The sequence below is a fragment of the Pseudomonas anuradhapurensis genome (assembly GCF_014269225.2).
GTDB classification, from domain to species: Bacteria; Pseudomonadota; Gammaproteobacteria; order Pseudomonadales; family Pseudomonadaceae; genus Aquipseudomonas; species Aquipseudomonas anuradhapurensis.
Window position 1 is genome coordinate 5020326 of sequence record NZ_CP077097.1, and the last position, 15127, is coordinate 5035452.

Below are 15127 nucleotides of genomic sequence, written 5' to 3' on the forward strand. Positions count from 1 at the left end.
CTGCAAAGCAGCCCCTGAATCTCGGATCAGTTGATGATTTCGACCATATCCACATCCACTTCGCGGCTCATCAGGTGTTTCTCCACCTCACCGGTCAGCTTGACTTTGGTCTTGTCGTTGAATGGCGTCGGCGGCAGGTCTTCATCATCGATTTCCACGGTGATGGTGCCGGTGTTGTCCTTGAACTCGTACTTGTCGTCGTTGTTGATCTTCTTGGTCACGAAGCCCTGCAACACCACCGGAGTGTCATCGGCAGCATCGTTGGCGGCGGCAACAGTGGTGAGCGACTGGGCGCCGGGGCCGGTATAGCTGCCAGCCAGGGCTGCGGTACTGAACAGCGGTACGAAGATCATGGCGAGGTAGCGGGTTTTCATGAGGATCAGGTCCTGTCTGGTTTCGATAGAAGCAGATTAGCGACGATCGCTGAATTAAAACTTAACGCAACAAAAAGCCCGGCACTTGGCCGGGCTTTGCCTTTCAGCGATCAGCTCACCGATGGTATTGCGCCGACAGCTCATGCACGGCATTGATGAACACGCCAGCGTGCTCCGGGTCGACTTCCGGTGTGATGCCGTGGCCCAGGTTGAATACGTGTCCCGTGCCATGGCCGTAACTGGCCAGGATTCGTGCCACTTCCTTGCGGATCGCCTCGGGCTTGGCGTACAGCACGGTCGGGTCCATGTTGCCCTGCAACGCCACCTTGTCACCCACGCGGCGGCGGGCATCGCCGATCTCGCAGGTCCAGTCCAGGCCCAGTGCATCAGCACCGGCTTCGGCGATGCTTTCCAGCCACAGGCCGCCATTCTTGGTGAACAGGATTACCGGTACCTTGCGCCCTTCGTGCTCGCGGATCAGGCCGCTGACGATCTTGCGCATGTAGGCCAGGGAGAATTCCTGGTAGGCCGCCGCCGACAGGTTGCCGCCCCAGGTGTCGAAGATCTGCACGGCCTGGGCGCCGGCGAGGATCTGGCCGTTGAGGTAGCTGGTCACCGACTGCGCCAGCTTGTCCAGCAGCAGGTGCAGGGCTTGCGGGTTGTCGTAGGCCATTGCCTTGGTCTTGCGAAAGTCCTTCGACGAGCCGCCTTCGACCATGTAGGTGGCCAAGGTCCATGGGCTACCCGAGAAGCCGATCAGCGGCACGCGGCCGTTGAGTTCGCGGCGGATGGTGCTGACCGCGTCCATCACATAGCCGAGGTCTTTCTGTGGGTCGGGGATCGGCAGCGCTTCGATATCGGCCGGGGTGCTGATGACCTTCTTGAAGCGCGGGCCCTCGCCGGTTTCGAAGTACAAGCCCAGGCCCATGGCGTCAGGGATGGTGAGAATGTCCGAGAACAGGATCGCCGCATCCAGCGGGTAGCGGTCCAGCGGCTGCAAGGTAACCTCGCAGGCGAACTGCGGGTTCATGCACAGGCTCATGAAGTCACCGGCCTTGGCGCGGCTGGCGCGGTACTCCGGCAGATAGCGGCCGGCCTGGCGCATCATCCACACCGGGGTGACGTCTACGGGTTGCTTGAGCAGTGCACGCAGGAAACGATCGTTCTTCAGGGCAGTCATGTCGGCATCCGGAAAAAAAGTGCGGGCATTTTCTCAGACGCCAGCGCAAAAGGCACGGTCAGGGCCATGCGTTTTGTCTATTGGATGCCATGGATCAAGCAATCTTGTATACAAAAATGCCTTTGGGGTTGCTTTGCAGCCCATCGCGACACAAGGCCGCTGCTACAGGACATACACGATCCCCTGTAGGAGCGGCCTTGCGTCGCGATGGGCCGCAAAGCGGCCCCCGAAAATCGATCAGACTTCCAGATAGTCCAGAATACCCTCGGCAGCAGTACGCCCTTCGAAGATCGCCGTCACCACCAGGTCCGAACCGCGCACCATGTCGCCCCCGGCAAATACCTTCGGGTTGCTGGTCTGGTGCTTGAACTTGCCCTTCTCCGGCGCCACCACGCGACCCTGGCTGTCGAGCTGGATGCCATGCTGCTCGAACCACGGCGCCGGGCTTGGGCGGAAGCCGAAAGCGATCACCACGGCATCGGCCGGCAGGATCTCTTCGGAACCCGGGATCGGCTCGGGGCTGCGGCGGCCCCGCGCATCCGGCTCGCCCAGACGGGTCTCGACCACCTTCACGCCTTCGACCTTGTCTTCGCCGACAATGGCGATCGGCTGGCGGTTGTAGAGGAACTTCACGCCTTCTTCCTTGGCGTTCTTCACCTCACGGCGCGAACCCGGCATGTTCGCCTCGTCACGACGATAGGCACAGGTCACCGACTTGGCGCCCTGGCGGATCGAGGTACGGTTGCAGTCCATCGCGGTGTCACCGCCCCCGAGCACCACCACCTTCTTGCCCTGCATGTCGACGAAATCTTCCGGCGACTTTTCGAAGCCCAGGTTGCGGTTGACGTTGGCGATCAGGAAGTCCAGCGCGTCGTGCACGCCCGGCAGGTCCTCACCGGGGAAGCCACCCTTCATGTAGGTGTAGGTGCCCATGCCCATGAACACCGCGTCGTACTCGGCGAGCAGTTGCTCCATGGTCACGTCCTTGCCCACCTCGGTGTTCAGGCGGAACTCGATCCCCATGCCGGTGAACACTTCGCGGCGGTTGCTGAGCACGGTCTTTTCCAGCTTGAACTCGGGAATGCCGAAGGTCAGCAGGCCGCCGATTTCCGGGTTACGGTCGAATACCACCGGGGTCACCCCAGCACGCACCAGCACATCGGCGCAGCCCAGGCCGGCCGGACCGGCGCCGATGATGGCGACGCGCTTGCCGGTGGGCTTGACCTTGGACATGTCCGGGCGCCAGCCCATGGCGAAGGCGGTGTCGGTGATGTACTTCTCGACCGAACCGATGGTCACCGCGCCGAAGCCGTCGTTGAGGGTGCAGGCGCCCTCGCACAAGCGGTCCTGCGGGCATACGCGGCCACACACTTCCGGCAGGGTGTTGGTCTGGTGCGACAACTCGGCCGCCGCCAGGATGTTGCCTTCGGAAACCAGCTTCAGCCAGTTGGGGATGAAGTTGTGGACCGGGCACTTCCATTCGCAATACGGGTTACCGCAGCCCAGGCAGCGGTGCGCCTGCTCCACGGACTGCTGCGGCTTGAACGGTTCGTAGATTTCCACGAACTCCTTCTTGCGCTGGCGCAGCAGCTTTTTCTTCGGGTCCTTGCGGCCCACTTCGATGAACTGGAAGTCGTTGTTCAGACGTTCAGCCATTTTTCAAAACCTCTTTACCGCAGTTGCCAGCCTCAGGCTGCAAGCTGCAAGACGATCACTTGAGCACGACAGGCCCCGCGCACGGGGCCGTCACTTGCAGCTGTTGTTACTGCGGGTTGGCACGGGTGCTGGACAGCAGTTGCTTCAGGTTGGCCGCCTTCGGCTTGACCAGCCAGAAGCGCCGCACGTAGTCGTCCAGGTTCTCCGAGAGCTCACGCCCCCACTCACTGCCGGTCTCCTCGACGTACTCGGCAAGGACTCGCGCCAGGTGGCTGCGATAGGCCTCCATCGCTTCACCACTGATTCGCTGGATTTCCACCAGCTCGTGGTTGAGTTTGTCGACGAAGGTGTTGTCCATGTCGAGCACGTAGGCGAAGCCGCCAGTCATGCCAGAACCGAAGTTGTAACCGGTCTTGCCCAACACGCAGACAAAGCCGCCGGTCATGTATTCACAGCAGTGATCGCCAGTGCCCTCGACAATAGCGTGGGCGCCAGAGTTACGCACAGCGAAGCGCTCGCCCGCTGTACCAGCGGCGAACAGCTTGCCACCAGTGGCCCCGTACAGGCAGGTGTTGCCGACGATGGCGCTGTGCTGGGTTTCGAACGGGCTGCCGGCTGGTGGCACGATGGTGATCTTGCCACCGGTCATGCCCTTGCCGACGTAGTCGTTGGCGTCGCCTTCCAGGTGCAGGTTCAGGCCCCCGGCGTTCCACACGCCGAAGCTCTGCCCCGCAGTGCCCTTGAAGCGGAAGGTGATCGGCGCTGCAGCCATGCCCTGGTTGCCATGCAGGCGGGCGATCTCGCCCGACACGCGGGCACCGATGGAGCGGTCGCAGTTGCAGATGTCGAGGCTGAACTCGCCACCGGCCTGGTCACGGATGGCCGGCATGGCCATTTCGACCATTTTTTCGGCCAGCTCGCCCTTGTCGAACGGCGGGTTCTTGTCCACTTCGCAGAACTGCGGCTTGTCCGCCGGGATGTGCGAGCTGCCCAGCAGCGGCGACAGGTCGAGGTACTGCTGGCGCTCGGTGTCGCCTGGCAGTACATCGAGCAGGTCGGTACGCCCGATCAGCTCGCCGAGGCTGCGCACGCCCAGCTTGGCCAGCCATTCACGGGTTTCTTCGGCGACGAAGGTGAAGAAGTTGATCACCATGTCGACGGTGCCGATGTAGTGGTCCTTGCGCAGCTTGTCGTTCTGGGTGGCCACGCCGGTAGCGCAGTTGTTCAGGTGGCAGATGCGCAGGTACTTGCAGCCCAGGGCGATCATCGGTGCAGTACCGAAGCCGAAGCTCTCGGCGCCAAGGATGGCCGCCTTGATCACGTCCAGGCCGGTTTTCAGGCCACCGTCGGTCTGTACCCGGACCTTGCCGCGCAGGTCGTTGCCGCGCAGGGTCTGGTGGGTTTCGGCCAGGCCCAGCTCCCACGGGGCGCCAGCGTACTTGATCGAGGTCAGCGGCGAAGCACCGGTACCACCGTCGTAACCCGAGATGGTGATCAAGTCCGCATAGGCCTTGGCCACACCGGCAGCGATGGTGCCGACCCCGGCTTCGGCCACCAGCTTGACCGACACCAGGGCCTGCGGGTTGACCTGCTTGAGGTCGTAGATCAGCTGGGCCAGGTCTTCGATCGAGTAGATGTCATGGTGCGGTGGTGGCGAAATCAGGGTCACACCCGGCACCGCGTAGCGCAGCTTGGCGATCAGGCCGTTGACCTTGCCGCCTGGCAGCTGGCCGCCTTCGCCGGGCTTGGCGCCCTGGGCAACCTTGATCTGCAGCACCTCGGCGTTGACCAGGTATTCCGGGGTCACGCCAAAGCGACCGGTGGCCACCTGCTTGATCTTCGAGCTCTTGATGGTGCCGTAGCGCGACGGGTCTTCACCGCCCTCACCGGAGTTGGAGCGCGCACCCAGGCGGTTCATGGCCTCGGCCAACGCCTCATGCGCCTCTGGCGACAACGCGCCCAGCGAAATACCAGCGGAGTCGAAGCGCTTGAGAATGGCCTCCAGCGGCTCGATCTGCTCCAGCGGCAGCGGCTGCTCAGCCACTTTCACCTTCAGCAGGTCGCGGATCATCGACACCGGGCGCTGGTCGACCAGCGCGGTGTATTCCTTGAACTTGGCGTAGTCGCCCTGTTGCACCGCAGCCTGCAGGGTGTTGACCACGTCCGGGTTGTAGGCGTGGTATTCGCCACCGTGGACGAACTTCAGCAGGCCGCCTTGCTGGATCGGCTTGCGCGCGCTCCAGGCTTCGGCAGCCAGCAGCTTCTGGTCGCTTTCCAGGTCTTCGAAGCGCGCACCCTTGATGCGGCTGGACACGCCCTTGAAGCTCAGGCCAACCACTTCCTCGGACAGGCCGATGGCTTCGAACAGCTGCGCACCACGGTACGAGGCGATGGTCGAGATGCCCATCTTCGACAGGATCTTCAACAGGCCCTTGGAGATGCCCTTGCGGTAGTACTTGAAGACTTCGTCCAGGTCGCCCAGCACTTCGCCGGTGCGGATCAGGTCGGCCAGCACTTCGTAGGCCAGGTACGGGTACACGGCCGAGGCACCGAAGCCCAGCAGCACGGCGAAGTGGTGCGGGTCACGGGCGGTAGCGGTTTCCACCAGGATGTTGCTGTCGCAGCGCAAGCCCTGTTCGGTCAGGCGGTGGTGCACCGCACCAACGGCCAGCGAGGCATGCACCGGCAGCTTGCCCGGGGCGATGTAGCGGTCGCTCAGCACAAGCTGGGTCTTGCCGCTGCGCACCGCTTCTTCAGCCTGGTCGGCGATATTGCGGATGGCCGCCTCCAGGCCGACGCTCTCTTCATAGTTGAGGTCGATCAGCTGGCGGTCGAAGCCTTCACGCTCCAGGTTCATCAGCGAGCGCCACTTGGCAGGCGAGATGACCGGCGAGCTGAGGATCACCCGCGAGGCGTGCTCCGGTGACTCCTGGAAGATATTGCGCTCGGCACCGAGGCAGATTTCCAGGGACATGACGATCGCTTCGCGCAGCGGGTCGATCGGCGGGTTGGTCACCTGGGCGAACTGCTGGCGGAAGAAGTCGTAAGGCGAGCGCACGCGCTGCGACAACACCGCCATCGGCGTGTCGTCACCCATCGAACCGACCGCTTCCTGGCCCTGTTCACCCAGCGGGCGCAGTACCTGGTCACGCTCTTCGAAGGTGACCTGGAACATCTTCATGTATTGCTTGAGCTGGTCAGCGTCGTAGCTGGCCACGCCCTGGTCGTCGGTCAGCGTCGCCTGGATGCGCGTGGCATGCTGACGCAGCCAGCGCTTGTACGGGTGGCGCGACTTCAGGCGGTTGTCGATGGCATCGGTATCGAGGATCTGGCCGGTTTCAGTGTCGACGGCGAAGATCTGCCCCGGGCCGACCCGGCCCTTGGCAATGACGTCCTCTGGCTTGTAGTCCCATACGCCGATTTCCGACGCCAGAGTGATGTAGCCGTTCTTGGTGGTCACCCAGCGCGCCGGGCGCAGGCCGTTGCGATCGAGCAGGCACACCGCGTGGCGGCCTTCGGTCATGACGATACCGGCCGGGCCATCCCACGGCTCCATGTGCATGGAGTTGTATTCGTAGAAGGCGCGCAGGTCGGCGTCCATGGTCTCGACGTTCTGCCAGGCTGGCGGTACCAGCATGCGCACACCACGGAACAGGTCGATGCCACCGGTAACCATCAGCTCGAGCATGTTGTCCATGCTCGATGAGTCGGAACCGACACGGTTGACCAGCGGGCCGAGTTCTTCGAGGTCGGGGATCAGGTCGTTGGCGAACTTGGTGCGACGGGCCATGGCCCAGTTGCGGTTGCCGGTGATGGTGTTGATCTCGCCGTTGTGGGCGAGGAAGCGGAATGGCTGCGCCAGCGGCCATTTCGGCAGGGTGTTGGTGGAAAAGCGCTGGTGGAACACGCAGATCGCGGTTTGCAGGCGCTCGTCACCCAGGTCCGGGTAGAACGCCGCCAGATCGCGCGGCATCATCAGGCCTTTGTAGATGATGGTCTTGTGCGAGAAGCTGCAGATGTAATGGTCGACGTCGTGCGCGTTGGCCACGGAAGAACGGCGACGGGCACTGAACAGCTTGATGGCGAATTCCTGGTCGCTCAGCCCTTCGCCACCAATGAATACCTGCTCGATCTGCGGCAGGCGCTCCAGGGCCAGGCGGCCGAGTACGCTGGTGTCGATCGGCACCTTGCGCCAGCCAACCAGCTTCAGGCCGGCGGCGAGGATTTCGCGGTCCATGTTGGCACGGGCAGCTTCGGCTTTGACCGGGTCCTGGTTGAAGAACACCATGCCGACGGCATACTGCTTGGGCAGCTCGACGGCGAAGTGCTCCTGGGCCACGGCACGCAGGAACTGATCGGGCTTCTGCATCAGCAGGCCGCAACCGTCACCGGTCTTGCCGTCGGCGTTGATGCCGCCGCGGTGAGTCATGCAAGTCAATGCCTGCATGGCGGTTTGCAGAAGGTGGTGGCTCGGTTCGCCCGTCATGTGGGCGATCAGGCCAAAACCACAGTTGTCCTTGAATTCTTCGGGATGGTACAGACCTGTTTTCATAGACACATTCTCACCAGGTTCACCTCTCAACGGAGGTAAATCTCTTTTTTTAACAACCACTTACCATCCACGCCGATCAAACGCCAGCTTTTTGCGGTGGCCATGGAAAACCATTGTTGCACAGCGACAGCGATGCTCACAAATTTTCATGTCTCACCATTGAAAATTTATGTCGCAATTTTGAATGTTTTTACGCCATGTGCCGTGATAGCGGCTTGGCTCGAGTCTGAAGCGTTTCAGCCGTGACTGCAAGGGAGGCTTTTGGCCGGCAGTCTGGGACAGAAAAGCCTGCCGCGCTCAGGCGCAGCAGGCTAGTCGAAGTTCTGTAATCGCTCAGCAACTGGGCAGCGGGGTGTTGCCGCCCGGAAGGTAATCAGCGAGCCGTGGCAAGCTCTTGTTGAACACTGCCGACGGTACGTGGCCAAGGTTTACCAGCCTGGACCTTCGCTGGCAAGTTCTTGATTGCCGCAACTGCAGCATCGCGGCTGGCGAAGTTGCCGTAGGTGACGACGTACAGCGGCTTGCCCTGGAGGTTTTTCTTGAAGTAGCGATAGTCGCCACCCTGGGCCTTGACGAAGGCCTGGGCCGACGCCTCGGAGCTGGTACCGAGGATCTGCACCACGTAGTTGCCCGGTTTTTGCCCGGTGTACCAGCCACTGTTGCCACTGCCACCAGTCACCGGCTTCTCGGCAGGTTTGGCGACCGGCTTGGCCACGGCGACCTGGGTCGGCGCCGGGGCAGGCTTGGCAGGCGCAACCGGCTTGGCAGGCTGGGTTGCAACAGGTTTAGGCGCAGGCGCAACCGGCTGCGACTGCACCGGCTGGGCAGGCGCAACGGCAACAGGCTGGGCAGGTACCGGGGCCGGACCTGCCTGCACGCCTTGTGGTGGCGCGATGGTGGTCACGGTAGGCGGCGGGTTGCCAGGCTGCAGCGCGGTATCACCAGCCGGGCTACCCTCTTCGCCCTCGCCCATGCCTGCGGCCTGGGCCAGCGGCTCGCGCATTACCGGCTGTGACTGGCCAACCAGTGGCAGCGGCATCGGCTGGGACGAGCCCGAGAACTCGATGGCCGGGTTGCCAGCGTTGCCCTGGCCTTCGCCCAGTGGCAACTGGGCCTGGGCGACGGGCGCTTCGGCAGGCGCCTTGTCACCTTTCTTGGGCATCAATACCGCGGCCGCAACGGCGACCACGACCACAGCGGACAGTGCGAGCACGTGTTTTTTAGGCATCTTGAACCCCATGGATGGTCGCTTGGCCGTCGAGCGGCTGGCGATCATGGCTTCGATCAAAGTGTCACGGGCGACCTGGTTGATGTTGCCAGGCCAACCGTCAGAGTTTTCATGGATATCGACGATCTGTTCGCGGGTGAACACCTCGATGCCCCGGCCAGCGCCTTCCAGGCGCTGCTCCAGGTACTCGCGGGTTTCTTCTTCGCTGTAGGGGGCGAGCTCGATGATGTGGAAGCGTTCTTCCTCGATATTCAGCTCATCCAGCCCGGCAATCAGCGAAGGCTCACCGAACAGGAACACATGCGGACGCCCTTCCGGCACGCCAGCGGCCAATTCCAGCAACGCTTGGAGTGCCGACTCGTCGAGTTGTTCCGCATCGTCCACCAGCAAATACACTTCCTGGCCGGTCAGTGCCAGCTGCACCACCTTGGCCAGGATCGCCTGCATTTCAGGCTGCGCCACGTCCAGGCTCTGTGCGACCTGGCCAAGTACGCTGGCGGCGTCACTGGCGCCCCGGGCAGAAACCACGACGCTCTGCACCGCCTGCTTGTTGGTGCTGGCCACCAGGGCCTGGCGCAGCAAGGTCTTGCCGCTGCCCAGCGGGCCGCTGACCACCAGCATCAATTGGCTGTAGCGCGCCAGGTGGTGCAACTGGCCAAGCACGGGCTTGCGCTGGGCCGGAAAGAACTTGAAGCCGGGCACGCGGGGTGCGAACGGATCGTGGCTCAACTGGTAATGGTCGAGAAAGGCCTCATCGGCATGCAAACTGGTCATTGCGCTGTCACAACCTCAAAGCTGGGCCACGATCGCGCGGTAATCCGCCGACAACGTGGCCTGTAGAATCTCTTTCGGATAGTCGTCGGTGACTACGGCCTCGCCCATCTGGCGCAGCAGCACCAGACGCAGACGACCGTCGAGCACCTTTTTGTCGACCGCCATGTGCTCCATGAAATGCGCCGGGGTCATTTCCTGTGGTGGCACCACCGGCAAGCCTGCGTCCTGCAACAGGCGGATTCCGCGATCGCGCTCGGCCTGGTTGATCCAGCCAAGGCGCATGGACATTTCCAGGGCCATCACCGTGCCCGCCGCCACGGCTTCGCCGTGCAGCCACACGCCATAGCCCATGTGGGTCTCGATGGCATGCCCGAAGGTATGCCCCAAATTCAGCGTGGCACGCACGCCCGACTCGCGTTCGTCGGCCCCCACCACCGCGGCCTTGGCCGCGCAGGAGCGGCGAATGGCTTCGGTCAGCGCTGCCGGGTCGAGGGCACGCAGCGCCTGCATATTGTCCTCGAGCCAGGCGAGGAACGGCTTGTCGCAGATCAGGCCGTACTTGATCACTTCGGCCAGGCCGGCGGACAGCTCGCGCGCCGGCAGGGTCTTCAGGGTGGTGGTATCGATCAGTACCGCATTGGGCTGGTAGAAGGCTCCGACCATGTTCTTGCCCAGCGGGTGATTGATACCGGTCTTGCCGCCTACCGAGGAGTCGACTTGGGACAACAGCGTGGTCGGCACCTGGATGAAGTCGACACCGCGCTGGTAGCAGGCGGCGGCGAACCCGGCCATGTCACCGATCACACCGCCACCCAGGGCAACCACGGTGGTGCGGCGATCGTGACGCGCCGCCAGCAAGCCGTCGAAGATCAGCTGCAGGGTTTCCCAGTTCTTGTGGGCTTCGCCATCGGGCAACACCACCGGCAGTACCGCATAGGCACCCAGGGTCTGGCTCAGGCGTTCGAGATACAGGGGCGCGACGGTTTCGTTGGAAACGATGGCTACCTGCCGCCCGGCGATATGCGGTGCCAGCAGCTCGGGCTGGTCCAGCAGGCCTTCGCCAATGTAGATCGGGTAGCTACGCTCGCCCAGGTCGACCTTTAGTGTCTGCATGTATCCCCACAATGTGCTTGGGCGCGGCGCCGTTGGGGCGGCCCACGCGGTAACGTTCAACCTCGCCTCGGCGCTGGTGGCCGAGAATAGTCCCGGGTCAACGGGGCGGCAACTGCTGCAAACGCTCGAGAATATCGATCACCACCATGCGTGGCGGCCGCTCGTCGGTTTCCACCACCAGGTCGGCGATTTCGCGGTACAGCGGGTCGCGCGTCTCCAGCAAGGAGCGCAAGGTTGCCTCGGGATTGGCCGTGCGCAGCAGGGGGCGATTGCGATCGCGCGCGGTGCGGCCAACCTGCTGTTCCACCGAAGCATGCAGGTAGATCACCCGGCCACCGCGGCGCAGCGCCTGGCGGTTGGCTTCGCGCATCACGGCGCCACCGCCGGTGGCCAGCACCACGCCGTCGAGTGCGCACAGCTCGGCGATCATCGCCTGTTCGCGGTCACGGAAACCCGGCTCGCCTTCCTTGTCGAAAATCCACGGGATGTTGGCGCCGCAGCGCAGTTCGATTTCCTTGTCGGAATCCTTGAACAGCAGGCGCAGCTCTTTGGCCAATAGGCGTCCGATGGTGCTTTTACCAGCACCCATGGGCCCCACAAGTATCAAATTTCGCACAGAATCAACGACTCACAGCAATCGCCTGGTCACTCATGATACGCGGAGTCAGGAAGACCAGCAGCTCGGATTTTTTCTCTTGTAATGCATCGCGTCGAAACAGCCGCCCAACATACGGCAGATCGCCGAAAAATGGCACCTTGTCGACCACATTGTTTTGCGAAGTCGAGTACACGCCACCGATCACGATCGTTTCGCCGTCCGTGACGCGCACCTTGGCATTGACCTCGTTCTTGCGAATCGGCGGCACGTCGTTCAAGGCATTGACGTAATCCGGCTCGTCCTTGGTCACCCTGACGGTCATGATCACCTTGTTGTCTGGGGTGATCTGCGGGGTCACCTCCAGCGACAGCGAGGCTTCGCGGAACGCTACCGAGGTGGCGCCGCTCTTGCTGGTTTCCTGGTAAGGCACCTCGGTGCCCTTGAGGATCCTGGCCGTTTCCTTGTCGGCGGTAACCACCTTGGGCTGCGAGATGATCTCGCCGTTGCCGCTCTTTTCCATGGCGCTGAGTTCAAGGTCGAGCAGCACGCCCCCACGCAGCAGGCCCAGGCCGATGCTGCTGCCGGCACGCTCCAGGCCAAGGTCGACGAACAGGTCCTTGCCCGGCTGCGGCTCCTCCAGGTACAGCGGCCCACCCCAGCGCACCCCCAGGCTCTTCTGGTAATCGACGTTGGCCTCGACGATACGCGCCTCGATCACCACCTGACGCACCGGCACGTCCAGCTGCGCCACCAGCTGCCGCAACTCGGCAAGACGCTCGGCAGGCTGGTGCAGCACCAGCGTGTTGGTGCGCTCATCGACACTCAGGCTGCCCCGCCCGGCAAGGATGCCATCATCCGCCAGGCTTGCCATGAGCAACTCCGCCAGTTCGGCAGCCTTGGCATGGTGGATGGGCAGCAACTCGCGGCGCAGCGGTTGCAACTGCGCCTCCAGCGCCTGCCCCACCCGGGTATCGAACGACTGCGTGGCCAGCTCGGTGGCAGGCGCCACCAGGAGCACATTGCCTTCCTGGCGCCGGGCCAGGCCCTTGCTGCGCAGTACCAGGTCAAGCGCCTGGTCCCACGGCACATCCTGCAAGCGCAAGGTGACGTTGCCCTGTACGGCATCGCTGGCGACCAGGTTCACGCCGGCATAATCTGCCAACACCTGCAACACGGCGCGCACCTCCACATCCTGGAAATTCAGCGACAGCGGTTCACCCTGATACGGCGTTGCCGACGCCAGTGGAATCGACAGCAGGGCTGCCAGCACCAACTTCATCAATCGTTTCATCCTGGTCCGGGGCCTCCTTGCCCAGGCGGGTTGCGAGAGTCAGGAGCGCCGTGCGTTCGTGCCAGCTTCCTGCCATGAACACCCGCTCACGTATTTCGACCTGACGCTGGTCGATTTGCGTCACTACCCCCTGGTCACGCCCCAGCCGATCGCCCGGGCGCACCCGATAGAGCCTGCCAGCCACCCTCAGCAGTGCTTCGTGCGCAGCTCCGCGCGACAGGCTGCCGACCATTTCCACCTGCGCCAGCGGCACGCTGCCCAGCCCGGCGCTCGGTAGCTGCGACGCCCCGGAGGCAAACGGATCGATTGCCGGCACTACCGTCGCGGCCCTGGCCGGCATCTGCGCCAGCACAGCAGGTGCCGTTGTGGGCGCCAGCGCCTGATAGGTATCAAGCCGCAACTGCAGGCGCAGCAGGCCAGGCTGGCCATCGGCCGCCGCGAGCCGCAGAACACCGCGGCGCAACACGCGCGCTTGGCCGAACCAGTCGTCCAGCCACTGGCGCAAGGCTGCGTAGCGCCCCACCATCTGTAGCTCCAGCGGTACCTTGCGAAAGCCAGCCTGTTGTTCCTCCTCATGTACAACGACCCGCTCGATGAGCAAGCCGTGCGCATGACCCAACGCTGCCAGGCGCTCGAGCAGATCACTCATGCCCTCGCCAGCCGCCAGTTGCCAGTGCGCCTCCTGCAAACGCCGTTCGGCAACCGCCACGGAAGCCTGCAGCTGCTCCAGTTCGGCCAGGTGCGCGGCGCTGGCTGCCTGCTGTTCAGCGAGCGCGACGTGCCGGGCATTCTCCCGTGCCTGTTGTTGCAACACTGCCGGCAAACGAATCGCGCAGCCAAGGCCAAATACCGCCACTGCCACCAGCCCTGGCGCCAGCAGCCGAAAGCGGCGGGCGCGGCTGACCACCGCCAGCCAGGCCAGCACCTGCGCTGGCTTCATGACCAGAACGCCGAAACACAGGCGCTGAGCACAAACTCATCGCCGCCCGGCAGGCTCTCGATGCGCTTGAGCTCCAGCCCGAGCAATGCCCCCGAGCGGTCCAGGTCGCGCATGAATTGCGCGACCACGGCACCGGAGGTAGCCAACCCGGTCATTTGCAGGCGGCCGTCTTCAAGACTGAGATCAAGTAACTGGATACCTTGCGGCAACGCCCCTTCAAGGTCCGCGAACACGCCGGCCAACACATCCTGGTGGGCACGCAGGCTCTCCAGCGCCATCGCCCGGGCGAGTAGGGTTTCATTCAGCTCACGCACATCGGCCAACGGTTGCAGTTGCTCGCGTAGCGCTGCAAGGGCTGCCTGGCGCTGGTCGTGGGCCAACGCTTGCTGCTGCCCGCGCTGACGGGCCAGCTGGTCGACCAGCATCACTGCGCACATGGCCAGAACTGCGCCAGCGACCAATTGTCGGCGCAGAAGCCGGAGCGCAGCCTGGCGCTGCCGTTCCCGCCAGGGCAGCAGGTTCAGGCGCATCATGACTGCACCCCACCGAGGGCCAGGGCGCAAGCCAGCAACATCGAGCCATCGACCTGCCCAAGGCCGGCCAAGCCAGGCAGAAGCCGGCAGGGCACGTGCAATCGGGCACTCAGGCTTTGCAGCCAGCCCGGGTCGATGGGTGAGCTGCTGGCAACCCACAGGCATGCCGGCCGCGGCCCATCGGCAAGCAGCGCCTGCAGGCACCCGGGCAACTGCTCCTTCATGCCCGCCTCAGCCACTTGCAGATCCCGACGTTGCTGCAGTCGCCCCGGCTGCCAGTCATAAAGCGTTGTGCCATGCACATCGATACGCAGCAGTGCCGCCCCCTCAAGGCTGCCCTGTGGCAACAGCCGGCACAGGGCAATGCTGTCGACCTCCACAGCCTCCAGCTGCAACCCGGCTTCCTCGACCATGGCGTCAAGGGGCGCCATCGCGCTTTGCCGGCACGCCGCCACCATCACTTCGACACAACCAGGCTGAGCGCGGGAGCCACCCATTACCTGAAAGTCCAGGGCCAGGTCTTCCAGCGGAAATGGAAACAGCCGCTCTGCGTCAGCCAGCAGCTGCGCCTCCATGTCCGCCTCGTCCTGGCCCTGCGGGAGCTGGCACAGCTTGCAAATCACCAGGTTGGCGGGCAATGCCAGCGCTACCCGGCGCTGCCCCAGGCCGCTGCGACGACAGGCGCGGCGCAAGGCAGCCACCACGGCTGCCGGCTCTGCCAGCCAATCCTGGCCGACCGGCGATTCGAACGGCTCCTGTGCCGAGACATGCACCCGGTAGCGCCGGTTGCGCCGTTGCAGTTGCACGATCCGAACGGTATCAGGGGCTATTTCCACCCCCACGAGTGAACCCGCATCCTTGCCGAAGCGTCCTAGCATGGTGGCTTCC

11 protein-coding genes are annotated in these 15127 nt (G+C 63.7%); all 11 read right to left on the reverse strand.

Annotation, left to right across the window (positions count from 1 at the left end):
* Nucleotides 1–26: 26 nt before the first annotated feature.
* A complete protein-coding gene (locus HU763_RS22890; RefSeq protein WP_186684249.1) occupies nt 27–374 on the reverse strand; it encodes a YgiW/YdeI family stress tolerance OB fold protein in 348 nt (115 codons plus the stop codon).
* Nucleotides 375–489: 115 nt separating this feature from the next.
* Nucleotides 490–1554 carry a uroporphyrinogen decarboxylase gene (hemE, locus tag HU763_RS22895; RefSeq protein WP_186684248.1) on the reverse strand — a complete coding sequence of 355 codons (1065 nt, stop codon included), beginning with the start codon at nt 1552–1554 and terminating at the stop codon, nt 490–492.
* A gap of 237 nt (nt 1555–1791) precedes the next feature.
* Complete coding sequence (locus HU763_RS22900; protein ID WP_013974599.1) at nt 1792–3210, reverse strand: FAD-dependent oxidoreductase; 1419 nt, start codon at nt 3208–3210, stop codon at nt 1792–1794.
* 106 nt (nt 3211–3316) lie between these two features.
* Nucleotides 3317–7762 (reverse strand): glutamate synthase large subunit, encoded by a 4446-nt coding sequence (gltB, locus tag HU763_RS22905; protein WP_186684247.1) that lies wholly within the window; start codon nt 7760–7762, stop codon nt 3317–3319.
* A gap of 373 nt (nt 7763–8135) precedes the next feature.
* A complete protein-coding gene (locus tag HU763_RS22910; protein WP_186684246.1) occupies nt 8136–9764 on the reverse strand; it encodes an SPOR domain-containing protein in 1629 nt (542 codons plus the stop codon).
* A gap of 15 nt (nt 9765–9779) precedes the next feature.
* Entirely contained in the window at nt 9780–10877 is a 1098-nt protein-coding gene (gene aroB, locus HU763_RS22915) for a 3-dehydroquinate synthase (RefSeq protein WP_170033368.1), read from the reverse strand.
* Nucleotides 10878–10974: 97 nt separating this feature from the next.
* On the reverse strand, nt 10975–11493 hold the full coding sequence (gene aroK / locus HU763_RS22920; protein ID WP_170033370.1) for a shikimate kinase AroK: 519 nt from the start codon (nt 11491–11493) through the stop codon (nt 10975–10977).
* A 4-nt stretch (nt 11494–11497) separates the two neighbouring features.
* Nucleotides 11498–12766 (reverse strand): type IV pilus secretin PilQ, encoded by a 1269-nt coding sequence (locus tag HU763_RS22925; RefSeq protein WP_186684245.1) that lies wholly within the window; start codon nt 12764–12766, stop codon nt 11498–11500.
* Complete coding sequence (locus tag HU763_RS22930) at nt 12690–13706, reverse strand: pilus assembly protein PilP (protein WP_189665637.1); 1017 nt, start codon at nt 13704–13706, stop codon at nt 12690–12692. The genes HU763_RS22925 and HU763_RS22930 overlap by 77 nt, the downstream gene beginning before the upstream one ends.
* The gene (locus HU763_RS22935) at nt 13703–14239 is read right to left on the reverse strand and encodes a PilN domain-containing protein (RefSeq protein ID WP_186684244.1); all 537 of its coding nucleotides are present in this window, start codon (nt 14237–14239) and stop codon (nt 13703–13705) included. Before HU763_RS22935 ends, HU763_RS22930 begins: the two co-directional genes overlap by 4 nt.
* On the reverse strand, nt 14236–15117 hold the full coding sequence (gene pilM, locus HU763_RS22940) for a type IV pilus biogenesis protein PilM (protein WP_186684243.1): 882 nt from the start codon (nt 15115–15117) through the stop codon (nt 14236–14238). The genes HU763_RS22935 and pilM overlap by 4 nt, the downstream gene beginning before the upstream one ends.
* Nucleotides 15118–15127 lie beyond the last annotated feature (10 nt).

What these genes read in the sequence shown, in the direction of transcription:
- HU763_RS22890 (WP_186684249.1), bottom strand. Translation starts at nt 374, where the DNA reads ATGAAAACCCGCTACCTCGCCATGATCTTCGTACCGCTGTTCAGTACC.
- hemE (WP_186684248.1), bottom strand. Translation starts at nt 1,554, where the DNA reads ATGACTGCCCTGAAGAACGATCGTTTCCTGCGTGCACTGCTCAAGCAA.
- HU763_RS22900 (WP_013974599.1), bottom strand. Translation starts at nt 3,210, where the DNA reads ATGGCTGAACGTCTGAACAACGACTTCCAGTTCATCGAAGTGGGCCGC.
- gltB (WP_186684247.1), bottom strand. Translation starts at nt 7,762, where the DNA reads ATGAAAACAGGTCTGTACCATCCCGAAGAATTCAAGGACAACTGTGGT.
- HU763_RS22910 (WP_186684246.1), bottom strand. Translation starts at nt 9,764, where the DNA reads ATGACCAGTTTGCATGCCGATGAGGCCTTTCTCGACCATTACCAGTTG.
- aroB (WP_170033368.1), bottom strand. Translation starts at nt 10,877, where the DNA reads ATGCAGACACTAAAGGTCGACCTGGGCGAGCGTAGCTACCCGATCTAC.
- HU763_RS22925 (WP_186684245.1), bottom strand. Translation starts at nt 12,766, where the DNA reads ATGAAACGATTGATGAAGTTGGTGCTGGCAGCCCTGCTGTCGATTCCA.
- HU763_RS22930 (WP_189665637.1), bottom strand. Translation starts at nt 13,706, where the DNA reads ATGAAGCCAGCGCAGGTGCTGGCCTGGCTGGCGGTGGTCAGCCGCGCC.
- HU763_RS22935 (WP_186684244.1), bottom strand. Translation starts at nt 14,239, where the DNA reads ATGATGCGCCTGAACCTGCTGCCCTGGCGGGAACGGCAGCGCCAGGCT.
- pilM (WP_186684243.1), bottom strand. Translation starts at nt 15,117, where the DNA reads ATGCTAGGACGCTTCGGCAAGGATGCGGGTTCACTCGTGGGGGTGGAA.